The sequence below is a fragment of the Ensifer sp. 22521 genome (genome assembly GCF_052044795.1).
In the GTDB taxonomy this organism is placed as follows: Bacteria; Pseudomonadota; Alphaproteobacteria; order Rhizobiales; family Rhizobiaceae; genus Ensifer.
Genome location: NZ_JBQENM010000024.1, coordinates 55,284 through 81,003, shown reverse-complemented (window position 1 = coordinate 81,003; position 25,720 = coordinate 55,284). Strand labels below are relative to the sequence as shown.

General features: G+C 60.7%; 20 protein-coding genes and 1 pseudogene. 7 read left to right on the top strand and 14 right to left on the bottom strand.

Annotated elements, in window-relative coordinates; all coding sequences use genetic code 11:
• Nucleotides 1–64 precede the first annotated feature (64 nt).
• Both ACTJKE_RS28290 and ACTJKE_RS28285 read right to left on the bottom strand, forming a co-directional pair.
• Nucleotides 65–547 carry a DUF6910 family protein gene (locus tag ACTJKE_RS28290; protein ID WP_440637657.1) on the bottom strand — a complete coding sequence of 161 codons (483 nt, stop codon included), beginning with the start codon at nucleotides 545–547 and terminating at the stop codon, nucleotides 65–67.
• Entirely contained in the window at nucleotides 441–830 is a 390-nt protein-coding gene (locus ACTJKE_RS28285) for a DUF6929 family protein (RefSeq protein WP_440693170.1), read from the bottom strand. The genes ACTJKE_RS28290 and ACTJKE_RS28285 overlap by 107 nt, the downstream gene beginning before the upstream one ends.
• Before the next feature lie 415 nt (nucleotides 831–1,245).
• On the opposite strand from ACTJKE_RS28285, the gene ACTJKE_RS28280 reads away from it, so the two are divergent.
• The 4 genes from ACTJKE_RS28280 (at nucleotide 1,246) to ACTJKE_RS28265 (ending at nucleotide 5,476) form a co-directional block, all read left to right on the top strand.
• Nucleotides 1,246–3,183, top strand: coding sequence for a GAF domain-containing protein (locus tag ACTJKE_RS28280; protein ID WP_440693142.1), 1,938 nt, complete (start codon nucleotides 1,246–1,248; stop codon nucleotides 3,181–3,183).
• Nucleotides 3,180–3,569, top strand: coding sequence for a response regulator (locus ACTJKE_RS28275; protein WP_058327925.1), 390 nt, complete (start codon nucleotides 3,180–3,182; stop codon nucleotides 3,567–3,569). Before ACTJKE_RS28280 ends, ACTJKE_RS28275 begins: the two co-directional genes overlap by 4 nt.
• Nucleotides 3,566–4,813 (top strand): adenylate/guanylate cyclase domain-containing protein, encoded by a 1,248-nt coding sequence (locus ACTJKE_RS28270; protein ID WP_058327926.1) that lies wholly within the window; start codon nucleotides 3,566–3,568, stop codon nucleotides 4,811–4,813. The genes ACTJKE_RS28275 and ACTJKE_RS28270 overlap by 4 nt, the downstream gene beginning before the upstream one ends.
• A 465-nt stretch (nucleotides 4,814–5,278) precedes the next feature.
• Entirely contained in the window at nucleotides 5,279–5,476 is a 198-nt protein-coding gene (locus ACTJKE_RS28265) for a hypothetical protein (protein ID WP_057255141.1), read from the top strand.
• 487 nt (nucleotides 5,477–5,963) lie between these two features.
• On the opposite strand, the gene ACTJKE_RS28260 is transcribed toward ACTJKE_RS28265, so the two are convergent.
• The 5 genes and pseudogenes from ACTJKE_RS28260 to ACTJKE_RS28240 all read right to left on the bottom strand — a co-directional run.
• Nucleotides 5,964–7,292, bottom strand: coding sequence for a sigma-54-dependent transcriptional regulator (locus ACTJKE_RS28260; protein WP_440661191.1), 1,329 nt, complete (start codon nucleotides 7,290–7,292; stop codon nucleotides 5,964–5,966).
• Nucleotides 7,268–9,088 (bottom strand): sensor histidine kinase, encoded by a 1,821-nt coding sequence (locus ACTJKE_RS28255; RefSeq protein ID WP_440661189.1) that lies wholly within the window; start codon nucleotides 9,086–9,088, stop codon nucleotides 7,268–7,270. Before ACTJKE_RS28255 ends, ACTJKE_RS28260 begins: the two co-directional genes overlap by 25 nt.
• Nucleotides 9,089–9,233: 145 nt before the next feature.
• A complete protein-coding gene (locus ACTJKE_RS28250; RefSeq protein ID WP_058327929.1) occupies nucleotides 9,234–10,514 on the bottom strand; it encodes a dicarboxylate/amino acid:cation symporter in 1,281 nt (426 codons plus the stop codon).
• Nucleotides 10,515–10,577: 63 nt separating this feature from the next.
• Nucleotides 10,578–11,996: an aspartate ammonia-lyase gene (gene aspA / locus ACTJKE_RS28245; protein WP_058327930.1), complete on the bottom strand. Its 1,419-nt coding sequence runs from the start codon at nucleotides 11,994–11,996 to the stop codon at nucleotides 10,578–10,580.
• 252 nt (nucleotides 11,997–12,248) lie between these two features.
• Nucleotides 12,249–12,719: pseudogene (locus ACTJKE_RS28240) on the bottom strand (ATP-binding protein); the annotation flags it as partial.
• Between the two features lie 165 nt (nucleotides 12,720–12,884).
• On the opposite strand from ACTJKE_RS28240, the gene ACTJKE_RS28235 reads away from it, so the two are divergent.
• On the top strand, nucleotides 12,885–14,723 hold the full coding sequence (locus ACTJKE_RS28235; protein WP_440637667.1) for a cation:proton antiporter domain-containing protein: 1,839 nt from the start codon (nucleotides 12,885–12,887) through the stop codon (nucleotides 14,721–14,723).
• Between the two features lie 550 nt (nucleotides 14,724–15,273).
• On the opposite strand, the gene ACTJKE_RS28230 is transcribed toward ACTJKE_RS28235, so the two are convergent.
• The 6 genes from ACTJKE_RS28230 to ACTJKE_RS28205 form a co-directional block, all read right to left on the bottom strand.
• The gene (locus ACTJKE_RS28230; protein ID WP_058327933.1) at nucleotides 15,274–16,056 is read right to left on the bottom strand and encodes an ABC transporter permease; all 783 of its coding nucleotides are present in this window, start codon (nucleotides 16,054–16,056) and stop codon (nucleotides 15,274–15,276) included.
• A gap of 2 nt (nucleotides 16,057–16,058) precedes the next feature.
• Nucleotides 16,059–17,237 carry an ABC transporter permease gene (locus ACTJKE_RS28225; protein WP_058327934.1) on the bottom strand — a complete coding sequence of 393 codons (1,179 nt, stop codon included), beginning with the start codon at nucleotides 17,235–17,237 and terminating at the stop codon, nucleotides 16,059–16,061.
• Nucleotides 17,234–18,313: an ABC transporter ATP-binding protein gene (locus ACTJKE_RS28220; RefSeq protein WP_440693139.1), complete on the bottom strand. Its 1,080-nt coding sequence runs from the start codon at nucleotides 18,311–18,313 to the stop codon at nucleotides 17,234–17,236. Before ACTJKE_RS28220 ends, ACTJKE_RS28225 begins: the two co-directional genes overlap by 4 nt.
• 89 nt (nucleotides 18,314–18,402) lie before the next feature.
• Entirely contained in the window at nucleotides 18,403–19,455 is a 1,053-nt protein-coding gene (locus tag ACTJKE_RS28215) for an ABC transporter substrate-binding protein (protein WP_082663576.1), read from the bottom strand.
• A gap of 197 nt (nucleotides 19,456–19,652) precedes the next feature.
• Nucleotides 19,653–20,393 (bottom strand): SDR family NAD(P)-dependent oxidoreductase, encoded by a 741-nt coding sequence (locus ACTJKE_RS28210; protein ID WP_053248532.1) that lies wholly within the window; start codon nucleotides 20,391–20,393, stop codon nucleotides 19,653–19,655.
• A 76-nt stretch (nucleotides 20,394–20,469) separates the two neighbouring features.
• A complete protein-coding gene (locus ACTJKE_RS28205) occupies nucleotides 20,470–21,150 on the bottom strand; it encodes a GntR family transcriptional regulator (RefSeq protein WP_058327936.1) in 681 nt (226 codons plus the stop codon).
• Between the two features lie 181 nt (nucleotides 21,151–21,331).
• Here ACTJKE_RS28205 and ACTJKE_RS28200 point away from each other — a divergent pair, with 181 nt between their 5' ends.
• Together ACTJKE_RS28200 and ACTJKE_RS28195 are read left to right on the top strand one after the other, a co-directional pair.
• The gene (locus ACTJKE_RS28200; protein ID WP_058327937.1) at nucleotides 21,332–22,381 is read left to right on the top strand and encodes a phosphotransferase; all 1,050 of its coding nucleotides are present in this window, start codon (nucleotides 21,332–21,334) and stop codon (nucleotides 22,379–22,381) included.
• A gap of 2 nt (nucleotides 22,382–22,383) precedes the next feature.
• Nucleotides 22,384–23,700: an aspartate aminotransferase family protein gene (locus tag ACTJKE_RS28195; protein WP_440693137.1), complete on the top strand. Its 1,317-nt coding sequence runs from the start codon at nucleotides 22,384–22,386 to the stop codon at nucleotides 23,698–23,700.
• Nucleotides 23,701–23,806: 106 nt separating this feature from the next.
• Here ACTJKE_RS28195 and ACTJKE_RS28190 read toward each other — a convergent pair whose 3' ends face one another.
• Nucleotides 23,807–25,696, bottom strand: coding sequence for a sugar phosphate isomerase/epimerase and 4-hydroxyphenylpyruvate domain-containing protein (locus ACTJKE_RS28190; RefSeq protein ID WP_113512551.1), 1,890 nt, complete (start codon nucleotides 25,694–25,696; stop codon nucleotides 23,807–23,809).
• Between the last annotated feature and the right edge of the window lie 24 nt (nucleotides 25,697–25,720).

Sequence of the window (25,720 nt, the reverse complement as noted above, 5' to 3'; positions counted from 1 at the left end):
AACAGCAACTCCACGGTCTCGCCTTCTCGGCATGCGTGAATGCCCTCGATCTTGTGCGGGTATTCTAGATGGTCAAACGCAACGAGATTTCCAGGTCGTCGATAATTCCAATGCCTGCACCGAGACATGGACCGTCGAGGTACGCATCGTCTGTATTCTCCGCGACGGCGCTGAAAATCATATCTCCATTGGGCAGCGCCGCGGCATCGGTGAAGCCGAACGGAGTTCCTCGGATGGCGCCGAGATCGAAACGTTCGATCCCGACGGGTGTCAACCCCTCACCTCGTCCCTTCTCAAGCGCGTCCAGGACCGGAGGCAGCGGGGAGCGAACGATGGCATTGTCGTTGTGCCGTTTATTACCCCGCTGAAACAATCGCAGCTCCCGTCCAACCGCGACTGCGCCTTCGATATTGAGCTGACCAAACTCTGCCGCGATCGGATCAAGAATAAACGACAGATCGACGCTTTTCGGAGGAGTGGCTATGCCGCCGCGAGCGCAGATCCAGCAAGACACCTCGCTTGCGGTTCGGCCGAGATCCTGAGCCAATTGCAAAGAGAGCTCCAAACGAAAACCCGCGGGACGGAGGAACGTGGATCAGTGCCTCCAGGTCCGGCTTCATTGCCTTTCGATCGACAGTCGCATCGGGCAAATCGCCGTCAAACAACCGGATCAAGTGACCCGGTCCTGATCCGCGAGCAGGAAACACACCGAGGTGCAGATCATCATCCGCGATCACGTATAGCGCCGCATCAACGCATACGAGCCCGCTTGCGGCGCTTAAGTGTGAGCAGCGCGAACGGGTGCTCGCATCTATGTTGAGGTCGCGCATCTTCTCGAGCTTGATCATGTGCGATTGCTCCACCCTGTCAGCTAGCCCGCCCTATGGGCGGTCTCGTTTCGTCGGCTTTAACTGGCCGCGAAGGCCGAGATATGACACAGACCCTCGGCTCCAGGAATTGCTCCGGCTCAAGCGTCGAGATCGAGGTGTTCGAGAGCAAAAGCGGTGAGTATCGCATTTTCGAAAGAGCATGGCAGTAACCTCGTCACCACCGATCAGATAGAGTATTCTATGCATCCTCGCAGCCGTACCGGCCGTGGCGTACCCCGTGGTGGGGACGGTAGCACTCGACGCAAGCTGATTGCATGGGGGACACTGCAGTGGAGGGGCGCGAGGCGGATGACTCAAGCGTCAGTCTCAGACAACAGGTCAAACTGCAATCGAGAATGTTCGACTGTTTTCCGATTTGGAAGAACGGAATCTCGACCTCAAGGAGGCCCTGCAGCAACAAACTGCGACAGCCGATGTTCTGAAGGTCATCAGTCGGTCCGCCTTCGATCTCCAGACGGTACTTGATACGCTTGTCGAATCGGCCGTGCGGCTTTGCGAGGCCTATGATGCGGCCATCTTCCTAAAGGATGGAGACACTCTCTACTTGAGGGCGCATCACGGGCCTATTCCGATCGATTTCGTCGGCTGGCCAGTGTCACGGGGCTGGGTGACCGGACGGGCCGTCGTTGACAGAAAACCTGTTCACGTGCCTGACCTGACGGCTGACGCCGATGAATACCCGGAAGGCCAGAGCATGGCGGTGCGGATGGGGCATCGCACGATTTTAGCCGCGCCCTTGTTGCGACAGCAGGAAGCTATTGGTGGGCTCGTCATACGCCGAGCTGAAGTCAAGCCATTTTCCGAAAAGCAGATCGACCTTCTCCAGACCTTTGCCGACCAAGCGGTCATAGCGATTGAGAACGTGCGGCTTTTCGACGAGGTGAAGGCGCGGAAGGCCGAACTGGCCGAGGCGCTAGAACAGCAAACCGCGACGGCTAACGTCCTGAAGGTCATCAGCCGCTCCGCGTTCGACCTGCAATCGGTTTTGGATACTCTGGTGGCCTCCGCTACCCGTCTTTGCGAGGCGGACATGGCGACGATGACCCGGCCAATGGGTGACGCGCATTATCCAGTCTCCAGCTATGGCTTCTCGCAGGAATTCGACCAATACTTCCGAGCGCTCCCGCTGGAGCCGGGGCGCGGAAGCATAGTCGGGCGAACCCTGCTTGAGATCCGGCCGGTTCAGGTGGCCGACGTCCTCGACGATCCCGATTACGCCATGCCGGAAGCGCAAAGACTTGGAGGGTTTCGTACCGTACTTGGCGTGCCGCTCCTGCGCGAGGGAAGCCCGATCGGCGTGCTCGCATTGACACGTTCCACGGTGCGGCCATTCACGGACAAGCAGATCGAGTTGGCATCTACCTTTGCCGACCAGGCCGTGATTGCCATCGAGAATGTGCGTCTTTTTCAGGAAGTGCGAGCAAGAACCGAGGAACTGTCGCACTCCCTCGAAGAACTAAAGGCTACGCAGGACCGATTGATCCAGACGGAAAAGCTTGCCTCGCTCGGACAACTGACTGCCGGAATTGCGCACGAGATCAAGAACCCGTTGAACTTCGTGAATAATTTCTCGGCACTGTCGGCCGAGTTGCTCGAAGAACTACAGGAGGCGCTCGACGGCGCGGTAGCCGACGGTGCAATGCGCTGCGAAATCGACACGCTCGCCGAGACGATAAAGGGTAATCTTGAAAAGATCATACAGCATGGCAAACGCGCCGATTCAATCGTCAAGAACATGCTTATGCATTCGCGTCAGGGGGCGGGCGAGCGCAGGCGAACCAATATCAACGTCATCGTCGAGGAGAGCCTGAATCTCGCATATCATGGAGCTCGGGCCGAGAAGCAAGGGTTCACGATCACGCTGGAGAAATCGTTCGACCCGCTGGCCGGAGAGGTCGACCTGTACCCGCAGGAGATCACACGCGCGCTTCTCAACCTTATCTCGAACGGCTTCTATGCGACGAGTAAACGCACGGCATCAGGGCCCGGCGACAGTTATGAGCCGACGCTCGCGGCGGTGACCAGGAACCTCGGAGACAGCGTTGAGATCACTATCCGCGATAATGGCGTCGGAATCCCGCCAGAGGTGCGGGAGAAGATGTTCAATCCTTTCTTCACAACCAAGCCTGCTGGCGAGGGGACTGGCCTCGGCCTGTCGCTCAGCCATGACATCATCGTCAAGCAGCATGCAGGTTCCATCGAGGTTGATACAGAACCTGGTCGTTACACCGAGTTTCGCATCCGACTGCCGCGGAACACCCCGGCGATGTCAGCTCCGGAGGGCAGATCATGAGCCTCCTCATTCTGGTGGTCGATGACGAGCCCGATGTCGAGTTGCTTTTCAAACAACAGTTCCGCCATGACCTGCGCGCTGGCCGCTTCGGCATGGAGTTCGCGCGATCAGCTTCAGCCGCACTCAAGCGGATCGCCGATGCAGGCGACGTTACGCTCATTCTCATCCTGTCCGACGTCAACATGCCGGGGATGAGCGGGCTTGAACTGGTGCCAAAGGCGAGGAGCATGAGGCCCGACGTGCCGGTGATAGTGGTCACTGCCTATGGCGATCCGGACACGAGGCGAAGAGCCATGGAATGTGGCGCAGAAGCGTTGCTGACCAAGCCGATCGACTTCATCGCGTTGCGAGAAGAAATCAACAGTCGAGTTGGGCGCGCCACATGAATACAAGCATACTCGTTGTGGACGACGAGCCGGACCTGGAGATGCTTCTTGTCCAGAAATTCAGGAAGCAGATCCGTGACGGGTCACTGCGTTTCCTGTTCGCCCACGACGGAGTTGAAGCCTTGGCCGTACTTGCTGCCAACCACGACGTGGATATTGTGCTGAGCGACATCAACATGCCGCGTATGGATGGCCTGTCGCTGCTGGCGAAGCTTCAGCAGAGGGACGAGGATCTATCGACGATAATCGTTTCCGCCTACAGCGACATGGCCAATATCCGCACCGCGATGAACCGCGGCGCCTACGACTTCGTAACGAAGCCGATCGATTTTGCCGATCTGGAGGCGACGATTGGCAAGACGATCCACCATGTGGAAACGCTGCGCGAAGCACAGCGTCGGCAGAGCGCGGCCGAACGGGCGCATGCGTCGCTTTCCCGCTACTTCTCGCCCAACCTCGCCGAGCGCCTCGCAAACTGCTCTGAGACACTTGACCTCGGCGGCGCACGTCGAGAGGTCGCTTCGCTCTTTACCGACCTAACCGGCTTCACAGCGCTGGTGGAAACAATCGAGCCGGACGTGCTGGGACAACTACTCAACGACTACATCGTCGGTATGACCGACATCGTGTTCGCCCATGACGGTACGGTAGCCAAGATCATCGGCGATGCGTTGCACGTGCTTTTCGGAGCGCCGGCCGATCAGCCGGACCACGCCGGTCGCGCCGTCGCCTGTTGTCTCGATCTCGATGTGTTCGCGTCGTCCTTCCGCGAGCAATGGCGCAGAAAGGGAATAGCGCTTGGTTATACTCGGATCGGTGCACACGCGGGCACCGCTGTCGTCGGCAACTTCGGCGGAGGGCGGTTTTTCGACTATAGTGCTTATGGCGACACCATCAATGTCGCCGCGCGATTGGAGGCGGCCAACAAAACGATCGGCACACGTATCTGCGTCAGCAGCAGCCTGGCTGCACGGGTGCAGGCGTTCTGTGGTCGCCCGGTTGGCAACTTGTTACTTCGAGGCAGAGTCGAGCCGATCCACGCTTTCGAGCCGCTTGAGCCGGCGCAATACGCCAGTCCAGACACGCAGGCGTATTTGCAAGCTTTCGAAGAGTTGGAGGCGGGTAATCCCCATGCGATCGCGTCATTTGCAGCCCTCGTTGGTCGAAACTCCGATGATCGGCTTGCGAGCTTCCACCTGAGGCGACTGCTAAACGGCGAAACCAGCGCGACAATAGCCATTTGAATGCATGGTTTGCCTGCAGGACTGAACCGCCGAAGAATCGTAGCCTCGCTTCATTGAAAAAGCCTGTCCGGTCCGGCGAAAATCGTGCAGTTGCCAATCTGGAAGGTTGGGAAATCGTCGCTGCCAGGTTGTGAGTTCCCAACGGGTCAAGGGCGCACCCGTTAGTCCCGCTGCCGTTGTGGGGCCAACGTCATCGGCTGCGCATAGGCGAGCGGCATCGGCTGCCTGACAGGTTTTCGTCCAGAACCAGCGTCTTGAGATCGTCAGAACGGACGTCGACCCCCACAATCGCACCCGCAATCTCCGCCTTTAATGAGACGCGGCTCTTCTGGCCTAGGGGGGGACGGCTTTCGTCGGCCTTGAAGGTGAGTTATATTACGTATAGCTTATATACGAGGGAGTGCGGTGAGATGTGCCAACCTTTCAGCGCTCTATTGCCAGCGTATTTGCCTGGAGGGGATAGAGATGGAAGACGATCGGACCACAATAACCGCGGAGTTTCAGGGTTTCGAAATCAGTATCGTCTCACGGGAGCCGCTTCTTGGGACACTTGAACTGACCTCATTCACGGGCGCGAACATCGAAGTCCCTTTGGATTACTACAGCGCAGAAGCCCTTGTTTCGGCGCTCGTACAATTTCTGGCGCAAGGCAGCAATGACTGACAGACCCTTCGCCGACTGGATCAGGCGCTCTTTCTCTCTGACGAGTACCGGCGAATAGTCCATCCCCCGAGTGGGTAAGCTCATCAGGCCCAAAGGTTCGCATCTAACTATTTGGCCCCTGGCCGGAGTTGGGTGCCCTGCCCGAGTACCGGATCGACAATATCTAGACCTCGGTGGTGTGCGCGCTGTTGAAGCCGTAAAGCAGCGGCGCGGACCGAACGTTTCGCTTTTTTTAGCCAGAACGGAAGCATCCGAGTCGCTCTCAGCGTAGGGCAAGGGGATAATATCGGCGTCGCCCCCCCTGCGGGGCGAAGGCTTCTTCTTCGAAATCGTGCATCGCGACAGCTACCGCGGCTATGGCGCGGCAAACGCGATCTTCCGCATCGCCGTAGTCAAGACGCAGCACCTCCCGGCGGCATGCCGGCGGAGTCTATTTGAAGCGAGAACGATATAGCCACACCGAAACCCAACACCGATGGACCCAGCATCACGACAAGCCATATTTACGGATCTTGTCGTGCAGGGTCGCCTTCGGCACCAGCAATTCCTCGCTGACGCGGGCCAGGCTGTTGCTGTTACGGGAGAGGGCTTCGGCGATGAGGGCACGCTCAAAGGCTTCGACGGTTCGCGCCAGCGGCCGAGGAGCGGTGCCTGTAGCCCCACCAAAGGGCGGGAAGCCGGCTGCGATCCCCAGCACGCAGCGCTCGGCGACATTGCGCAACTCGCGCACGTTGCCGGGCCAGTTGTAAGCGAGCAGACGTCGCGTGCGTTCGGCGTCAGGCGCGAGCACGGGGCGCTCGTGGCGTGATGCAGCCTGTAGAGCAAAATGCTCGAACAGGAGACCGACGTCCTCGCGCCTTTCGCGCAGGGGCGGCAGGGGCAGTGTCGCGACGTTCAGGCGATAATAGAGATCAGCACGGAATTCACCTTTTTCGGCAAGCACTGCCAGATCGACTTTGGTCGCCGCGATGACACGGCAGTTGACGAGGATCGGGGTGTTTGACCCGAGGCGCTCGAGCGTGCGCTCCTGCAGCACCCTGAGCAGCTTGACCTGCATGGCCATTGGCATGCTTTCGATCTCGTCGAGAAACAGCGTGCCGCCATTGGCGTGCTCGATCTTGCCGATCCGGCGCTTGGCGGCGCCGGTGAAGGCTCCAGGCTCATGGCCGAAGATTTCGCTGTCGAACAGGTTCTCAGGCACGCCGCCGCAATTGATGGCGACGAAATTGCCGCTACGCCTTGGGCTCGCATCATGTAGGCAGCGCGCGACGAGCTCCTTTCCGGTCCCGGTCTCGCCCTGAATCAGCACGTCGGCTGCGCTATTTCCAAGCTCGCCGATGAGATGGCGTACGCGCTCGATGGCAGCAGAATCCCCGATGATGCGGCTGGCGGTCGATTGCCTGTTCTCAAGTCGCGCGCGCAGTTCGCGCACCTCCAGCGTCAGCGTGCGTTTTTCCAGCGCCCGCCGCACGATCTCGACGAAATAATCGGGCGAGAACGGCTTCTCAATGAAGTCGTGCGCTCCGTCCTTCATTGCCTGGACCGCCAGAGAAACATCACCATGACCAGTCATCAGGACCACCGGCAGGTCGCGATCCTGCCGTAGCAGGTCATGCATCAGGGCCATGCCGTCATCGCCCGGCAGGCGGATGTCGGTAACGACGACACCCGGAAAATCCGCAGCAACGAGCTGCCGTGCCTTTTCGGCGCTTTCGACCGCCTCGACCTCCATGCCTTCGAGCTCCAGCGTCTGCTGGCACCCGAGCCGGACGTTCGGTTCGTCCTCGACGATCAGGACCTTGAGGTTGTCGCCCATGGCGTTTCTCCGATATCGGCTGCGGGAAGAGCGACGGTGAAAACCGCGCCGCCCTCGGGATGGTTCGCCCCCGACAGCGTTCCACTGAAATGGTGCACGATTTCCAATGAAATGGCCAAGCCGAGCCCCAATCCCCTGTTGCTTTCCTTGGTCGTGAAGAATGGCTCGAAGAGGTGCTCGCGCACGTCTTCCGGCAGACCCGGCCCATTGTCATGGACCTCCACGATCACGCGCGTCGCTTCGCGCCGGCCGCGAAGGCGCAGCATGGGTGTCGCAATGCCCTCGATCGCATCCAGCGCATTGGCAATCAGGTTGACCATGACCTGCTCCAGGCGGTTGGCGTCGCAGAGCGCCGTCATTTCGTCCGCCCCCATCTCGGTGGTTACGGTCACGTTTGCGCGGCGCCAGCGCTGGTCGAGCAGGAACAGCGCGTTGTCGACGGCGCGTCGGACGTCGACCGGGCCCGGCATGCCGGAGGATTTGCGGGCGAAGGACTTGAGCTGGTTGGTCAGCGTGCCCATACCATCGACGATGCTGCCGATCCGGTCCAGATTGTGCTCGGCGGTCGCTAGGTCGCCGCGACGGAGGAACTTGACCGCATTGCCGGAAAGCGTGCGCAACGCTGCGAGAGGCTGATTTATTTCATGGGCAAGGCCTGCGGAAATCTGGCCGATCGTTGCCAGCTTGGCAGCATGGACAAGCTCGTCCTGCGCCGCGCGCAACGTCCGTGTCCGCTCCTCCACCTTGCGCTCCAGTTCGTCATGGGCGCGCTGCAACGCCTCTCGCGCCCGTAGCCGGTCGCGCAGATGCCGGCGCCGCTGGTCGAGCAGCACCAGCACGATGCCGACGAAGGCACTGGCGATCGCCGCCAGCGCGGCGCGCGTCCAGGCGATAGCCCTGACCTCGCCGGCGGGCGAGAGCACGGTCAGCGACCAGCCAGTGTCGCCCATGGGAGCAGTCTGCGCCAGAAAATTGCCGGACAACTTGGAGCCGCCGTCGACGTCCGCCGGCGGAGCAAGGCGCACGAGGACAGCATTTTCATCGAAAGCCTCCTCACGCGTCAGGCCGAGCGAGGGAAGCGGGCGGGCGTTATATTGCAGGCTGCGCTCCAGCCGCCGCCTTTCTTGATCCGGCAACGGGCGCAGCGTCGTGAATTTCCAGGATGACACGGACGCGAGGATGACAACACCGTTCTGATCAGTGACGATGACGGGCACTTCGACGGTCGCCCAGGACTGCTCCAATTGTTCAAGACTGACTTTGACCACGGCAACGCCTACAACCTCGCCATTCGCGAGCAAAGGCGAAGAGAGATAGTAGCCCGGCTCGCCGCGGGTGATGCCGATGCCAAAGAGCCGGCCGGGCCGGCCCCGCATGCCATCTGTGAAGTAGGAGCGGTAGGACAGGTCCTCTCCGATAAAGCTGTCAGATCGGTTCCAGTTGCTGGCAGCTACCACATGCCCTTGCCGGTCGAGCAGATAGATAGACAGCGTGCCCGCCCGGTGGTTGAGCTGCTCGAGGTAGCGGTTGACGGTGTCGGTGAGCGGTTTTCCGCGCGCGACCAGGTCGATTACGTCCCGCTCCAGGCCAAGCGTCGCCGGGAAGTAGGCGTATTTGTCGATCTGCCTGTTCAGGCTGGTGGCGTAGACTTCGAGGCGTTGGGTTCCCGTTCTTTGCAACTCAGCGAGCCCCAGGTTCTCGCTGACGCGAAAGCCGGCAATGCCGGCGGCGAGCGCTACAGCGACAAGGCCGGGCAGCAACAAACCGTATTTGCGAATGAAAGAGGCGATCGACATGGGAACGAATGGAAACGGATGCGCACGCCGTAACAGTGTTGTTGATCCGGCTCCCTACCACATCCGATGAGACCGAGCGAGCGGGCGGGCGGGAAACTGCCCGCCTTCTTAAGTGAAAGCGGGCAGTTTGTTTTCGGGCATCCGCCTATTCAGCCGCGACCAGTCTTTCGCGTGTGCGCTCTTTCGCGTCTTCAGGAATGTCGAGCGCGTTTTCCCACTTGGCGACGACCGTGGTGGCAATCGCATTTCCGAGCACGTTGGTGGCGGTGCGCCCCATGTCGAGGAAATGGTCGATACCCATGATCAACAGCACGCCCGCCTCCGGCAGGTTGAACATCGGTAGAACGGCGGCGACAACAACCAGCGCGGAGCGCGGCACACCGGCGATGCCCTTGCTCGAAACCATGAGGACCAGCAGCATGACGATCTGCTGCTCCATGGTGAGCGGCAGGCCGTAGGCCTGCGAAATGAACAGAGCGGCAAAGGCCGTATAGATCATCGAGCCGTCAAGGTTGAACGAATAGCCAAGCGGCAGAACGAAGCCGATGACACGCTCCTTCACGCCGAAGTCTTCCAGCTTCTCCATAACGCGCGGGTAGGCCGCTTCGCTGGAAGCGGTGGAAAAACCGACAAGCATCGGCTGGCGCACTTCCCTGACTAGTCGGAACACGTTTGCGCCGAGCACCAGGAAGCCTGCGCCGATCAGCACGGCCCAAAGCACGACGAGCGTTGCGTAGAAGCTGCCGACGAACTTGCCGTAGACCATCAGGATGCCGAGGCCCTGGACGGTGACCACGTTGGCGACGGCGGCAAAGACGCCGACCGGTGCGAAACGCATCACATAATCCGTCACCTTCAGCATGACCGGGACGGCGCCTTCGATGACCTCGATCAGGGCGCGAGCCTTCGTGTCCTTCAAACTGCCGAGGGCGAGACCGAAGAATACCGAGAAGACGAGAATCTGGAGGATCTCGTTATTCGCCATCGCCTCGAAGATATTGCGGGGAAAGACGTGGGTGATGAAGTCCTTGAGATTAAGCGAGGAAGTCTTCAGATCGGCCGAGGCCGAGACATCGGGCAACGGCACGCCAACATTGGCGCCGGGCTGGAAAAGATTGGCGAAGACGAGGCCGATTGCCAGCGACGCGAGCGACGCCATCAGGAACCAGCCGAGCGCCTTGCCGCCGATACGGCCGACGGTCCGGGCATCGCCCATGCCAGCCATGCCGGCGACGAGGGTCGTGAAAATCAGCGGCGCTATGATCATCTTGATCAGCCGCAAGAAAATGTCGGTCACCATCGCGAAATAGCCGGCGATATCCTTTGCCACGGCCGGGCTGCCCGAAAGCACGTTGCAGCCGTAGCCGACGAAAACGCCCAGTATCATTGCGATGACGATCCAGGTCGTCTGCTTGTTTATCTTCATGATAATCTCCTTCCTCCCCCGCCCGGTTCATCCGGACGGTTTTTCAGTCAACAGATGGGTGGTTCAGCTGCACGCCGTGATCGGGCGCGGTTGGGTCAGCGCCTCGGGGCGCAGGACTTCGGCGAGCGCTTCGGCGGTCATCAGCCCGCGCGCCTCCACGAGTTCGGCGACGCCCTTTCCGGTTCGGTGCGCCTCCGCCGCGACTTCGGTCGCATTGGCGTAGCCGATGATGGGGTTGAGCGCGGTGACGATGCCGATCGAACCCAGCACGCTCGCCTCCAGGCGCTCGCGGTTCGCGGTGATGCCGTCGACGCACTTGTCGGCGAGGATCAGGCATCCCCGACTGAGGTGGCCGATGCTCTTGAACAGGCTGTGGGCGATGATTGGTTCGAAGGCGTTAAGCTGGAGCTGGCCTGCCTCGGCCGCAAAGGTCACCGTCAGGTCGTTGCCGATCACCTCGTAGGCGATCTGGTTGACGAGTTCAGGGATGACCGGATTGACCTTGCCGGGCATGATTGAGGAGCCAGCCTGGCGCGGCGGCAGGTTGATCTCCCCGAAGCCCGCCCGCGGTCCGCTGGAGAGCAGGCGAAGATCGTTGCAGACTTTGGAAAGCTTGACCGCGGCGCGCTTCAAGACGCCCGAAAGCTGAACGAAGCTACCGCAATCCTGCGTGGCTTCGATGAGATTGGGCGCAGTGATCACGGGCACGCCGCTATCCTCCGCGAGCAACTGGCAAACCAGAGCCGCATAATCGGGATGGGCAGTGATGCCCGTGCCGATGGCAGTCGCGCCGAGATTGATCTCGCGGATCAGCAGTGCGGCCTCGCGCAGCCGCTGCTCGTCCTCGCCCAGCATCACCGCATAGGTGGAGAACTCCTGCCCCAGCGTCATCGGCACTGCATCCTGCAGTTGGGTCCGCCCCATCTTTAGGATGTCGTGGAATTCGTCTGCCTTGCGTTCGAAGGCTGCGCGGAGATAGGCCATTGCATCGATCAGGCGGAAGATCCCGCTGTAGGTCGCAAGCTTCAGCGCCGTCGGATAGACGTCGTTGGTTGACTGGCCGAGATTGACATGTTCGTTCGGGTGCAGTCGCCGGTAGTCGCCGCGGGCGTGGCCCAGGACCTCGAGCGCCCGGTTGGCGATGACCTCGTTGGCATTCATGTTGGTGGACGTACCGGCTCCTCCCTGGATCACGTCCACCACGAACTGATCGTTGAGCGCACCGGCCTCGATTTCGCGGCAGGCGGCAACAATCGCCTCGGCCCTCTCGGCATCGAGCTGTCCCAGCTCCATGTTCGCCCGCGCCGCCGCCATCTTGATCTGCGCGAGCGCGCGGATCAGATCCGGATAGTGTGAAATCGGAATGCCGGTCACCGCAAAGTTCTCGACGGCACGCAGGGTGTGAACGCCATAGTAGGCGTCCGTGGGAACCTCACGGTTCCCGAGCAGGTCATGCTCTGTACGGCTTAAGGCAACAGTCATCGGGCGTTTTACTCCTCTCCATCCACCCGCTGCCGAGCGAGTGTCACCTGAAGAGAGCAACACGCGTGCCAATTCGAGCAGGCCCGAGCCGTGCCGCTAAGTCATTGAAGTCAAACGTTCCGGTTTGCCGAGCCGTTGGACAATGTTCGGATTTCCGAATGGAGAATGGCTTGCGCGTTCGGTGTTCCGAATGATCTTATCAAGCGTCATCGTGAACTGGTCCTTGGGCGACACGCTGGTCCGCCAAGGGTGTTAGTTACTCTCCATACCGGCTGCCGTAGTGGACTTCTGTAGAAGCCCGCTACGGCGCTTTTCTCGTAGCCTGTAGCTGCCGCCACGGATTGTGATGACGTGGCTGTGGTGCAGCAACCGATCAAAGATAGCAGTTGCCACGACGGAGTCGCCGAACACTGTTCCCCATTCTCCGACATTGCAGTTGGAGGTGACGAGCATTGCACCCCGCTCATAGCGCCTCGATACGAGCTGGAAAAATAAATGGGCTGCATTGGGCTCAGGCGGAAGATAGCCAAGCACGTCGATGATGAGCAGCTTGGTCTTGGCGAGAAACCCAAGTCGTTCTTCCAAGCGTCCTTCGCCATGTGCTCTCACGAGCGTTGCGACCAATGCCTGCGCCGTTGTGAACAACACCGTGTAGTTTTGACGGATGACCTTTCTTCCAAGCGCAATCGCGAGATGGGACTTCCCAACGCCAGGCGGACCGAGTCGCCTTGAACGGGTCGGCCAGAGCCAGCAGGTCGAGACTCCTCGTCCTTGATGTTATCTCACCGGAGACACTATCATCTGAAATGGGAGTAGTCCGTGAGAGGGGACGGCATCGGTTCGGAGTAGCAACCCGGCGCGCGTTTTGCGCTCCGGTCGGAGTTGTCAATGACGCCAGGACCAGAAAACTATAAGGAGCTTCTACTGTTTCTGGCGACGGCCGGCATAATTGTGCCTCTGTTTGGGCGCTTGAAATTGAGTCCGGTCTTTGGATTCCTCGCTGCCGGCATGATGCTTGGCCCCTTCGGTCTCGGAGCTCTCGCGCGAGATTTGCCGTGGCTCTCCGCAATCTCCATAACAGATGTTGGGCAGATCGCGTATCTGGCTGAATTCGGCGTGGCATTCCTTCTCTTCATGATTGCGCTCGAGCTGTCGTGGAATCGCCTCCTGCTGATGCGCAAACTCGTCTTCGGCCTAGGCGGCTTGCAGGTTCTCGCCTCGACAGCTGTCCTTGCGGCCGTCGCTGGCTTGCTAGGTCAAACTCCAGCTTCAGCGGTGGTGCTTGGAAGCGCGCTCGCGATGTCATCGACGGCTATCATTCTGCCGTCGCTTGTCGAACGCAAACTGCTTAACACCACGGTTGGACGAGCAAGTTTCGCCGTGTTGCTCTTCCAGGACCTTGCGGTGGCGCCTCTGCTGTTCATGGTAACGGTGTTGGGTGCACGTGAAGGAACGGGACTCGGCGCCGGCTTGTTGTATGCGCTAGCGCCTGCCGCAGTTGTGTTGTTTGCGATGGCCGGGCTGGGTCGCCTAATTCTTAGGCCCCTTTTCAAGCTGGTCGCCACAACAAAGAGTAGCGAATTGTTCGTCGCTGCCTGCTTATTGGTGGTCATTGGCGCTGGTCTTGTCACCGAGCTCAGTGGTCAGTCCATGGCTCTGGGCGCCTTCGTCGCCGGGCTCCTGCTGGCTGAAACCGAGTATCGCCGACAGATCGAGGTCACGATCCAGCCCTTCCAGGGTCTGCTTCTCGGCCTCTTCTTCGTTTCGGTTGGAGCCCGTCTTGATCTGTCGGAGATCATTGCCAACCCGTTCGTTACAGTGGGCGTCGCGATCGGTCTATTCGCCCTAAAGGCAGTGATCATGTTCCCCATCGCGCGCCAAATGGGCCTGCCGAACCGGGGGGCGGGCGAGTTGGCAGTTGTACTAGGCCCCGGCGGCGAGTTCGCATTGATCCTCATCGGCGCAGCTGTGGCGGGCAACGTCGTCCCTGACGAAGCCAGCGCCACTGCCACGGTCGCGGCGACGTTGACGATGGTTGGTATCCCCCTTCTGATCCGGCTACTGGGCGGTGCCAGAGGGAATGCCGATATCGATGAAGCTGCGTTCGCAGGATTGACACCCCAACATGACGACGGTCTGGAGCGCGTGATCGTTGTCGGATACGGGCGTGTCGGACAATTGGTTGCCGAGATGCTTTCACGGCACGAGCTTAGGTTCCTGGCAATCGATGCCGATCCCGTGCTAGTCGCCAATGAGCGAGCCCGCGGTCCTACAGTCTACTATGGCGATGCCACCCGGATCGAGTTGCTTCGACGTTGTGGCATCCAGAGCGCCCGCGCGCTTGTGGTGACCTTGGACAAACCCGACGCGGTTGAATCTATCGTCCGCGCGGCGCGATCGGAGCGGTCGGATCTTACCATTGTCGCCCGCGCGCGCGACGCAGTGCATGCAACGGAATTGTACGAGCTGAAAGTCACCGACGCAGTGCCGGAGACCATCGAAGCCAGCCTCCAGCTCTCACAGGCAGTACTCGTTGGCATCGGCATCCCGATGGGCGTGGTGATTGCATCCATTCACGAGAAACGGGATGAATTTCGCAAGATGCTGCAGCCCACGGACGGATCGGACCGAGAACGACATGCCATCCGCGCTCCGCAGGCGAAACCTCACCTGACATATGAGCCGCGCTCGAGTTCAGGTGCCCCTGAGCACAATCAGGATCGCTAATCCGAACCTGCATACTCGGATTCACATAGGTGAAGCGACCGCCGGGATCCGTCGACCAAACGTGACTTGGTATATTTTCGATGAGTTGCAGCGCAAAAAATTCATTGTTGGACATCAGACCCTCCACCGCGAAGAGCGGTGAGATAAGAACAATGAAAACAGAGTACGAGGAAGCCAGGGACGCATCGATCTTGTCGCAAGTTGTGGCGCCTTGCGAGTAGTCGCGACCTACTGGTGAAGCGATGATCGAGTTGGTCATTGGCAACGTGATCATGCGCGCGCGCTGAGGTCACTAGGATCGCAAAGGTGTTCCTGGCAGTCATCCGATCGACTTTCGCGAACGGTCCAGACAGCTTGTGGTCGCTGGTGCGCGGCGCCAACGGCGCGTTTTACGTGTTGCGGGCAAGTTAGTGGGATGCTTGAGGGGTAAGTTTAATTGTGGCTTCACGACAGGATCAATGATCTCACTTGCAGCAGCGGCAATCCTGCAGATGTTCGCCGCCGGCTGCGGCGTGATGTTAGGAGCCGCCGGCGCTGTGCTCCCCGTCGCTTAGCGCCGCTTCGCAATCATCAAGCGCGACACAACGACAACGAGGCCGATCAAGGCCGTCCCTGCGATGAAGAGAAAGGCCGCTGCCGCGATCGCTGGGCTGATGTTTTCACGGATGCTGGAAAACATCTGCCGCGCCAACGTCCGTTGGTTCGGGCCTGCGACGAACAGAGTGAGGACGACTTCGTCCAACGACGTCGCAAAGGCGAGCACAGCGCCAGAGAGTACGCCCGGCATGGCGAGCGGCAGGGTGACACGACGGAACACCGTGGTCGGCGAAGCTCCGAGACTCTGGGCCGCAAGCTCGACGCGTTCGTCGATGCCGGCCAGCGCACCGGTGACGCTCACCACCACAAAGGGCACCGCCACGACTGTGTGGGCGATGATCACGCCGATGTAACTGTTGGTGAGGCCAAAGCCCGCCAGCAGCACTTGCATGCCGACACCCAGCACGACGGCCGGCACCACCATGGGCAGCAGGAAGAGTGTGCGCATTGAGCCGCGAAAGAAAAGGAGGCGGTTGCGCAGGCCCAGCGACGCGGCCGTGCCAAGCGCGGTTGCGAGCAACGTCGTGCCCGTGCCGATGATCAGGCTGTTGAAAATCGCCCGTCGCCAGGCGTCCGCGAAGAAGAGTTCCTCGAACCAGCGCAGGGACCACGACGGGATTGGATAGGTGAGGATCACGCTCGAGGTGAAGGCGAGCGGCAGGATGGCAATGAGCGGCGCGACGAGGAAGAGGATCGTCAGCGTGGCGAAGGTGGCTTTGGCTACTTTCATCGGCATGGTCAGCGCCCCCCAACTTCGTCGCTGGAGAGGCGCGCGTAGACGCTGTAGAGCAGTAGTGTTGCGATCAGCAGTACGACCCCTAGCGCACCAGCCATGCCCCAATTTGCCGAGCCCGTAGCGTAAAAGGCGATGATCGAGGATATCATCTGGTCGCCCGGTCCGCCGATCAGCGCCGGCGTTATGTAGTAGCCGATCGCAGAGATGAAGACCAGCAGAGCGCCGGATGCCACACCCCTGAGGCTCAGCGGCAGCAGCACACGCAGGAAAGCGCGCAGCGGGTGCGCGCCGAGTGAGGCGGCGGCCGGCATAAGGTTATTCGGTATGGTGATGAGCACGGAATAGATCGGCAGCACCATGAAAGGCAATAGCACATGGGTCATGGCGATGATGACGCCGGTGCGGTTGAAGATCAGCGCCAGCGGCGCATCGATGAGGCCGATGGCGCGCAATAGATCGTTGATGAGACCCTGCTCCTGCAACAGGATGAACCAGGCCGCGGTGCGCACCAGAAGCGACGTCCACAGCGGCAAAAGTACGGCGCCAAGCATCAAATCACGCTTCCAACCGTCGAGCGAGGCGGCGATGAGGGCATAGGGAAAGCCTATACAAACACAGGCGAAGGTGACGAGCGCGGCGATCCAGAAGGTGCGCATGAGGATCACGCCGTTGACGGATTGGTCGGGCGGCAGATGCTCGATATCACCAGCCGCATTGCGGCCCAGATCGACGGCGGCGAGCAGGTTGCGGTCGGTATAGGGCGAGAGTGCATCTGCGATTGCCAGCCAGAATTCCGGCTTTTCCCAGCGTTTGTCGATGGAAACGAGGTCGACGGGCGGGTTGGCCGTTTCCTTCAATGCACTCGTCGTCTTCCCCATCAGCGTGCGAAAACCCGAGCGGGCGCTGTTGAGGCGCCGCACCATGTCACCAAGTGCCTGATCGTCGTTGACGGCTTTCAGGTCCTCCATCAGCGCCATCTGCATGGGTATGGTGGGTGGAGACTTACGGTCCCAATCGGACAGAACTTCCGAGCTGCGTGGCAGCAGCCGCAGCACGGCCGGGTCCGATACGGACTGCGCCATCATGCTGAAGAGCGGCCAGACGAAGAAGCCGATGAGGAAGAAAAGCAACGGCGCCAGAAGAAGCAGCGATCGTCCAGTGCGAGAGAAGACTCCACTCATGGCGCAATGACCCGGCAATCACCGGCCGAAAACGCCGCAAAGACTTTGGTGCCCGGCGGAAACTCGCGCGACCTTCTGCCGAGTTTGGCGATCAGTGGGTGTGTAGCGTTCTGCAACTGCACGCGCAAATGATCGCCCTGATAAACGGAATCCGTAACTTCCGTTTCCAAGACGTTTCGCCCCTCACTCCGCGTCTCGCTGAGATCAACCCGTTCCGGACGGATGGAGAGAAAGACGGATTGGCCGGAAGCGATGCTGCCGGAAACCGCCGACACGATTTGCGCCCCGGAAGCAAGACGTACAGTTGCTTCCGCGCCTTGCACGGTTTCCACGACACCTTCGACAAGATTGGTCTCGCCGATGAATTCGGCGACGAAGCGCGTCGCCGGTTCGTCGTAGACCTGGCGTGGTGTACCGATCTGTTCGATCTTGCCCTTGTTGAAGACGGCGACGCGATCCGACATCGTAAGCGCTTCGGACTGGTCATGCGTAACGAAAACGATTGTTAGGCCGAGGCGGCGGTGCAGATCGCGAATGTCCAGCTGCATCTGCTCGCGCAGCTGCTTGTCAAGCGCGCCGAGAGGCTCGTCCATCAGCACGACACGCGGTTCGAAGACGAGCGCCCGGGCAAGCGCCACGCGCTGCTGCTGACCACCCGAGAGCTGCGAGGGCCGTCGGTCGGAAAGGGTCGAAAGTTGCACCATGTCGAGTGCGCGCTTGACGCGCTCGTCGATCCCCGCCTTGCCAATGCCCCGCATCTGGAGGGGAAAAGCGATGTTGTCGCCGACTGACATATGCGGGAAGAGCGCATAGCTCTGGAAGACAACACCCATGTCCCGCTTGTAGGTGGGCACCGCATTGATGGCAGTTCCGTCGAGCAGGATTTCGCCCGCGGTAGGCTGCTCGAAGCCAGCGAGCATCATCAGAAGCGTCGTCTTGCCCGAGCCGGACGGGCCGAGCAGGCTGACGAACTCACCCTTCTCGATGCCGAGATCGAGATTTTCGACCACGCAGAGCGGGCCGTAGAATTTCGTGATGCGGTCAAATCGAATGAATTCGGCCACGGAAGACTCCATCGCTAAAGGCGAAGGATGCGTCCTTAAGAAACGCACCCGGCCATGCAGGAAAGGGCGCCCCGCCGGAGCGCCCCTCACCACGGATGTTCTTACTGGGCGAGCCAGGCGTTGAAACGCTGCGTCAGCGTTTCGGCATTGTCGATCCAGAAGTCAACATTGAGCGGGATGGCATCCGTCATGTTGGCAGGATCGGTTGGCAGGTCCTTGGAGAATTCCGCCGGCACTTTGGACGCAGCCTCCTTGTTCGGCAGACCGTATGCCACGAATTCTGGCAGCTTCGCCTGGTTTTCGGGCAGGCTCGCAAAAGCGATGAAGTCCTGCGCAGCATCCTTGTTCTCCGCATCCTTCAACACGACCCAACTATCGACGGCATAAATGCTGCCGGGGAAGACAACCTTGAAGTTCTTGCCTTCCGACCGATTGATGCCGGTGATGCGGCCGTTATAGGCCGAAGTCATGGCGACTTCACCCGATGCGAGAAACTGCAACGGCTGTGCGCCGGATTCCCACCAGACGATGTTCGGCTTCAATTCGTCGAGCTTCTTGAAGGCGCGGGCAACCCCCTCCTCCGTGCCGAGAACGTCATAGATCTCATCCTTGGAGACGCCATCGGCGAGCAGCGCGAATTCCAGCGTGTATTTTGGGCCTTTGCGCAGCGAGCGCTTGCCGGGGAACTTTTCGACGTTCCAGAAGTCCGCCCAGGAAGTCGGGCCTTCCTTCAGCTTATCGCCGTCATAGGCGATGGCCGTGGACCAGACAATGGCGCCGACACCGCAGTCATTAACGGCGGAATCTAGGTATTTGTCCTTCCCGCCCATCTTGTCCCAGTCGATCTTTTCATAGAGGCCGTCAGCACAGCCGAGCGCCAGTTCTTCGGCCTCCACCTGTACGGCATCCCAATTCGGTGCGCCGGCCTTCACCTTCGACTGGATGACGCCGATCCCGCCGTCCCAGGCTTCGTCGAGTACCGGCTTGCCGATCTTTTCGGAAAACGGTTTGAAGTAGATGTTGCGCTGGGCATCCTGATAGTTTCCGCCCCATGAAACGACTGTCAGATCTCGCGCGAAAACCGGCGCAACAAGACCCGCCGACAGAACGACGGCCGCCGCCGCCAGGACACCTGACCTAAAGATTGTCTTCATGGCATTCCCCTTTTCTTCGTTTATGAACGAGCCTGTGCGGCTCCGTTGACGATCCCATGCAGACCGTTGACCCCGCCTGTTTGCGGCGGTGGCTGCGGCCTCACCGGCCTTCGCGCCCTTTCTCCCCTGGGCGTTTCGACCGATGGATGCATTCTGGTCATTGCCGGTCAACGGGGTTCTCCCGGTTTTGACCGTTGTCAGACGTGCTGCCCTCCGTTGATGTGGATTTCCGCGCCGTTGATGTAGGACGATGGCTCGGTGCAGAGGAAATAGATGGTCTCCGCAACTTCGCGCGGTTCGCCCAGTCTTCGCATAGGCACTTCCGCTGCCACCAGTTCATCCGTTCCGGGCGACAGGATCGACGTTTCGATCTCGCCCGGCGCGATGGCATTCGCCCTGACGCCGCGTTGGCCGAATTCGTGCGCCATTTCGCGGGTCAGTGAGGCAAGCGCCGCCTTGGACGCCGCATAGGCAACGCCTGCGAAAGGGTGAACGCGAGAGCCGGCGATAGACGTAACATTGACGATCGAGCCCTTCGCCGCTTCCAGTTCCGGCATGAGCGCGCGGGCGATCAAAGCGGTCGAGACAAGATTGACGTTAAGCACCTGCGTCCAGACATCGGCATCCGTATCCAGCACACCGAGGCGGCTCTTGCCCGGCCCCTTCGGAGAAATGCCGGCATTGTTGACGAGCGCGTGAAGCCGACCGTTCGGCAGGCGCTCGCGCACGGTCGCTGCCAGGCGGTCAATCTGCGTGAGATCCGCAAGGTCCGCCTGGATATGGCTCTCGCGGGCGGACGGCCAGGCGCATTCCTCGGAAAAGGACTGGCGGGATACGGTGAGAATGCGCCAGCCCTTCGATTGGAAGAGCTTGACCGTCGCATGCCCGATCCCGCGGCTCGCTCCCGTCAACAACATGTAGCGGCATTCTTCGGTCATGCGAGCGTTCCCTCTTGATGCTTGATACATCGTAATGGGCCGCCCATGAATTGCAAGCCTCCTCTTCCAAGCGGTGTCAGGCCGGGCGCGCCTCCCGCTCACTGCCCCGTTCGATGCGCTCGAGGATCGGCTTGCCACCGAGCAGGATGTCGTCGACGATCGCCATCGAGGCGGCGGCGGAATCGTGCCGTTTCAGGGCTTCGACAACCGGGTAGTGATGGTCGATCATCGCACGTCCGCCCTCTATATAAGCATCGGAAATGTGCGGTCCCATCTGCAGCCAGAGCCGCCGCAGGATACCGTTCAGCACCGGGAGCCCGGCGATCTGCGGCAGCAGGAAGTGGAAGGCCTGGTTGAGTTGGGTGCCCCTCAGCCGGTCGCCAGCCTCGATTGCTTGTTCGTTTTCGCGCAAGATCCGTTCCAGCGCCTCGATATCCGCGCTCGTCGCCACTTGGGCGGCAGTTTCCGCCGCCAGTCCCTCCAGGCGCACCCGTATCGCGCGGATCTCGCGGTAGCGGTTTTCGCTCAAACCCGGGATGCGGATGTCGCGCGGCGAGCGGAAGGTGATCGCCTCGTCATTAGCAAGCCGAAGGATGGCGTCGCGGATCGGTGTGACGCTCGTGCCGAATTGTTCCGCCAGATCACGGATCTTCAGCCGGTCGCCGGGCTGGAACCGTCCCTGGATAAGGGCATCGCACAACGCACTGTAAACGGCGCTGCTGAGGTTCTCATGATCCAGTGACGAGAATTGAGGCATGGAACTGGTCCGCAAAATGGAATAATAAGATACTTGATGCATCTTTTTCACTGTGTTTCAAGTATGACGTGTCTCGGGCATCATTCGCCAAACGGCTTGCCGGGCATGCAGTCGGTGCCGTGGTCAGCAAGCGGCAACGACAATCGAAGGAAATGCGGAAAACCGCGCCAACGGAGCAAGTATGACGGAGCAGTCGCCCGCCGCCGAGAAACCGGACTCCATGTCGGCGACGTGGAGCGTGACGTCGCCCGATGAAGCCGAGTCCGCCGTCGCGGTCGTCTATGGTTTCGCCGGCGCGGTGAAGCGTCTTTCCAGCGAGCGCGACGAGACCTTTCTCTTTACGCGCACTGACGGTGCGCAATTCATCCTCAAGATCGCCAACCCCGCCGAAGATCCGGCAGCGCTCAAATTCCAGGACGGAGCCCTGCTACATCTCGAAGCCACCGCTCCCGCCGTGCCCGTCCCGCGAGTCGTGCGGACGCTCGGCGGCGAGCCGAACCACACGCTTTCCAGCGCCGACGGCCCGCGCATCATGCGCCTGCTCACCTTCCTCGGCGGCGAACTGCAATACCGCACCTCGGCCTCAGAGACGCAGAGCCGCAACGTCGGCCGGGCGCTCGCGGAACTTGGACTAGGTCTCGAGGACTACGATGGCCGGCCGCCCGCCGGGAAGTTGATGTGGGACATTTCCCATACGCTCGATCTGGTCGCCTTAGTCAAACATGTCGGCATGGAGCGCCGAGCGCAGGTGGAAGCCATTCTCGCCGAGTTCGAGCGGTCGCTGCCGGCGATCGCCACGATCAAGCGCCGGCAGATCATCCATAACGATTTCAACCCGCACAACATCCTGCTCGATCCGGCAGAGCCGACGAAGGTCGTTGGCATCATCGACTTCGGCGACATGGTGCATGCGCCGTTGATCAATGACCTTGCCGTCGCCCTCTCCTATCACCTTGCGACCGACAACTGGGCCGCCCGCACCGGTGCCTTCCTCGAAGGCTTCCTGTCGGCGCGCGCGCTGGAGCCGGCCGAAATCGAGCTGCTACCGCTTCTCGCCCGTTCCCGCCTCGCCATGTCCATCATCATCGCGGAGTGGCGTTCCGCACGTTTTCCTGAGAACCGGACCTATATCATGCGCAACCACGCTACTGCATGCCGCGGCCTGCAGAACATAGTCGATCTCACTCCGGCCGGGCTGAAACGGCTCGCGCCCAACCTTTCCGAGGCTTGATCATGTCGATGGTGAATGCTTTTTCGCATGCAGATTTCGAGCGGCTCGGCGAGAGCGAACGGGCGCTTATCGCCCGCCGAGAAAAAGTGCTCGGTCCCGCCTACCGCCTGTTTTACGAAAAGCCGCTGCATCTTGTGCGCGGCGAAGGCGTTTTTCTCTACGACGCGACCGGCGAGCGCTACCTCGACGCCTACAACAACGTCGCCTCGCTCGGCCATTGCCATCCGCGCGTGGTGGAGGCGATCACGAAGCAGACGGCCGTGCTCAACACCCACACACGCTACCTGCACGAAGGCATCGTCGACTATGCCGAAACGCTGACGGCCACCTTCCCTGAGGCGCTCAGCCAAGCCATGTTCACCTGCACTGGCAGCGAGGCGAACGATCTCGCCGTGCGCATTGCCCGCTTCGTCACTGGGGGCACAGGCATCATCGCGACGGACCTTGCCTATCACGGCCTGACGAGCGCGGTTGCCGACTTCTCGCCCTCGCTCGGCGAAACCGTGGCGCTCGGCCCGCATGTGCGCACTGTGCCGGCGCCGGACAGCTACCGTCACTCGCCCGACGAGATAATGGAAAAATTCGGCCGCGACGTGCGCGCCGCAATCGCCGATCTCAAGCGTCACGGCATCAAGCCGGCCATGCTGATCACCGATACCATCTTTTCCAGCGACGGCATCTTCGAAGGCCCGAAAGGTTTTCTCAAGCCGGCGGTGGACGCGATCCACGAGGCTGGCGGCCTCTTCGTCGCCGACGAGGTGCAGCCCGGCTTCGGCCGCACGGGCGACACCATGTGGGGTTTCGAGCGCCACGGCGTTGCACCCGACATGGTGACGATCGGCAAGCCTATGGGCAACGGCTATCCGATGGCGGGCATTGTGCTGCGCCCCGAGGTGATCGCCGAGTTCGGCCCAAAGGCGCGCTATTTCAACACGTTCGGCGGCAATCCGGTCGCCGCCGCGGCCGGCAAGGCAGTGCTCGACACGATCCGCATTGAAGGCCTGCAGCAAAATGCGCTGGAGGTCGGTTGTTACCTGATGGACGGCCTCAAGAACCTTTCCGATCGCTACAACGCCATCGGGGACGTGCGCGGTTCCGGTCTCTTCATCGGCGTCGAGATCGTCGCCGATCCTGCCGCCAAGAGCCCCGATGCCGCGCTGACGACCCGGATCGTCAATGGTCTGCGAGAGCGCCGCATCCTCATCAGCGCCTCCGGCCCCAATGCCAATGTTCTAAAAATCCGGCCACCCCTCGTCTTCTCCCGCGAGAACTCGGACATGCTGTTGGATGCAATTGGCGACGTGTTGAGGTCGCTCTGAACAAAAGGATCGCGCCAAAGTCGATGTGCTCTTTTGCGTGCGATCTTTCGGGAATTGCGGCTGTCTGAGCGGTCCCAGGCGCCGACACAAGGCTATCGCCCGGCGATCAGTCTTTCGGCAGGCCCGCTGGCCTCAGGGACTTTCTCAGCGCGGCGATGCGGAAGATGGCGTTGGCGGCCCCGTAGCCGCGATAGCCGCGTCTTTCCGTTATCTCAAAGAAAAAGCCTTCGCCAAAGGTCGGGCTGTAGAGCTGGAAATACTCGCCCCCATCATCGCGATCATAGAGGATGTTTTCGGACTTCAGCCGCTCGATCAGTTCGGCGTCGAGGCCGAAGCGCGCCTCGACGTCATCGTAGTAGTTCGGTGAGATCGGCAAAGCGTTGAAGCCGTTTGCACGCAGCACCTCAGCCGTTGCGAAGATGTCGTTGGTGGCAAAGGCAAGATGCTGAACACCGGAGCCGAAGGTCTCGGCGATGAAGTGGCCCGCAAGCGTGTTGCGGTTCTCCGCGCCGTTCAACGTCAGGCGCAACGTGCCGGCATCATTCTCAACGACCTGGCTGCGAACAATGCCGGCCGGATCGACGATGTCTATCATCGGCGTCTTTCGCACATCGAGCAGCGATGTGTAGAACAGCAGCCAGGTCAGCATCTCCTCATATTTGACCGTCTGGGCAATGTGATCGATGGTGGTCAATCCGGCCGGCATCACCAAGCCTTCGTCGGGCACCAGATCGAATTCAATCTCCCAGATCCTGGCGAGCTCGGATTTCTCGTCGAGGAAATAGACGAGTCCACCGCCAACGCCGCGGATGGCCGGTACCAGCAGTTCTTCCGGTCCAACAGCCTGCTCGAAGGGTTCGGCGCCAAGCGCCCTCGCCCGCTCAGCAGTCGCCGTGGCGTCGTCCACTGTAAGGCCGACCGCATAGGCGGACGTTCCGTGCACCAGATAGGAAGCGTTGGCGAAGCCTTCCCGCTCGGTGTTGATCACCACATTGATGGAGCCTTGGCGGTAGACCACCACCTGCTTGGACCGGTGCTGAGCCGCTTTCCTGAAGCCGATGGTGACGAGCAGCGCTTCGAGTTCGCCCGCCTCGTCCTCCGAGGCGCTGAACTCCACGAAGGCCACTCCCTTGACGTCGACGCGCGCGGGCATCTCAGGAACCGACAGGCGGACGTCCGGCTCGGCGCGCTTAACCTGGTCCCCCAGATAGATCAGCGAGCGGTAGCCATCGACCGCGATGGCATTGGCATTGCCGCCGCGAAACTGGTCGTTGAATATTTCAAGCGACAGATAGCCATCATAGCCGGTTGCCGCCACCGCGCGGGTAAAGTCGGTCACCGGCAGGTCACCCTCGCCCGGCATGTTGCGAAAGTGCCGGCTCCAGTAGAGCAGATCCATGTCGATCAGCGGAGCATCCGCAAGCTGGACGATGAAGATCTTCTCCTTCGGGATAGAGCGGATCGAATTGATCTCGATCTTGCGCGACAGGGTATGAAAGCTGTCGAGGATCAGGCCTATGCTCGGGTGGTCGGCGCGTCGGACGATCTCCCAGGCATCGCGATGGTCGCTGATATGGCGCCCCCAGGCGAGCGCCTCGTAGCCAACGCGTAGGTTGCGTTTCGCCGCGCGTTCGCCAAGTTCGCGAAAATCGGCCGCCGCCCGATCGATGCCGCCGATGGCAGCCGGCGAGACATTGGAGCAGACGAGGACGAGGTCGGTGCCGAGCTCCTGCATCAGGTCGAACTTGCGCTCGGCGCGGTCGAAGGTTCGTGTCCGGAGTGGTTCCGGCATCCCCTCGAAATCGCGGAACGGCTGGAACAGACTGATCTCCAGGCCATAGTCGCGCACTATTCGGCCGACGTCACGCGGGCTTTCGTCGAAGGCAAGGAAATCGTTCTCGAAGATTTCGACACCGGCAAAGCCGGCCTTGGCGATGGCGCGCAGCTTGTCCTTGAGATCGCCGCTCAACGAAACCGTTGCTATCGAGGTCTTCATGCTTCGTTCCTCGCTGGAGTTTTC

Bases quoted from the DNA above. Each gene is read 5' to 3' on its own strand.
- ACTJKE_RS28190 (WP_113512551.1), bottom strand. From the start codon at position 25,696: ATGAAGACCTCGATAGCAACGGTTTCGTTGAGCGGCGATCTCAAGGAC.
- ACTJKE_RS28210 (WP_053248532.1), bottom strand. From the start codon at position 20,393: ATGACCGAAGAATGCCGCTACATGTTGTTGACGGGAGCGAGCCGCGGG.
- ACTJKE_RS28250 (WP_058327929.1), bottom strand. From the start codon at position 10,514: ATGAAGATAAACAAGCAGACGACCTGGATCGTCATCGCAATGATACTG.
- ACTJKE_RS28270 (WP_058327926.1), top strand. From the start codon at position 3,566: ATGAATACAAGCATACTCGTTGTGGACGACGAGCCGGACCTGGAGATG.
- ACTJKE_RS28255 (WP_440661189.1), bottom strand. From the start codon at position 9,088: ATGTCGATCGCCTCTTTCATTCGCAAATACGGTTTGTTGCTGCCCGGC.
- ACTJKE_RS28260 (WP_440661191.1), bottom strand. From the start codon at position 7,292: ATGGGCGACAACCTCAAGGTCCTGATCGTCGAGGACGAACCGAACGTC.
- ACTJKE_RS28200 (WP_058327937.1), top strand. From the start codon at position 21,332: ATGACGGAGCAGTCGCCCGCCGCCGAGAAACCGGACTCCATGTCGGCG.
- ACTJKE_RS28265 (WP_057255141.1), top strand. From the start codon at position 5,279: ATGGAAGACGATCGGACCACAATAACCGCGGAGTTTCAGGGTTTCGAA.
- ACTJKE_RS28225 (WP_058327934.1), bottom strand. From the start codon at position 17,237: ATGAGTGGAGTCTTCTCTCGCACTGGACGATCGCTGCTTCTTCTGGCG.
- aspA (WP_058327930.1), bottom strand. From the start codon at position 11,996: ATGACTGTTGCCTTAAGCCGTACAGAGCATGACCTGCTCGGGAACCGT.
- ACTJKE_RS28230 (WP_058327933.1), bottom strand. From the start codon at position 16,056: ATGCCGATGAAAGTAGCCAAAGCCACCTTCGCCACGCTGACGATCCTC.
- ACTJKE_RS28235 (WP_440637667.1), top strand. From the start codon at position 12,885: ATGACGCCAGGACCAGAAAACTATAAGGAGCTTCTACTGTTTCTGGCG.
- ACTJKE_RS28285 (WP_440693170.1), bottom strand. From the start codon at position 830: ATGCGCGACCTCAACATAGATGCGAGCACCCGTTCGCGCTGCTCACAC.
- ACTJKE_RS28195 (WP_440693137.1), top strand. From the start codon at position 22,384: ATGTCGATGGTGAATGCTTTTTCGCATGCAGATTTCGAGCGGCTCGGC.
- ACTJKE_RS28215 (WP_082663576.1), bottom strand. From the start codon at position 19,455: ATGAAGACAATCTTTAGGTCAGGTGTCCTGGCGGCGGCGGCCGTCGTT.
- ACTJKE_RS28275 (WP_058327925.1), top strand. From the start codon at position 3,180: ATGAGCCTCCTCATTCTGGTGGTCGATGACGAGCCCGATGTCGAGTTG.
- ACTJKE_RS28205 (WP_058327936.1), bottom strand. From the start codon at position 21,150: ATGCCTCAATTCTCGTCACTGGATCATGAGAACCTCAGCAGCGCCGTT.
- ACTJKE_RS28220 (WP_440693139.1), bottom strand. From the start codon at position 18,313: ATGGAGTCTTCCGTGGCCGAATTCATTCGATTTGACCGCATCACGAAA.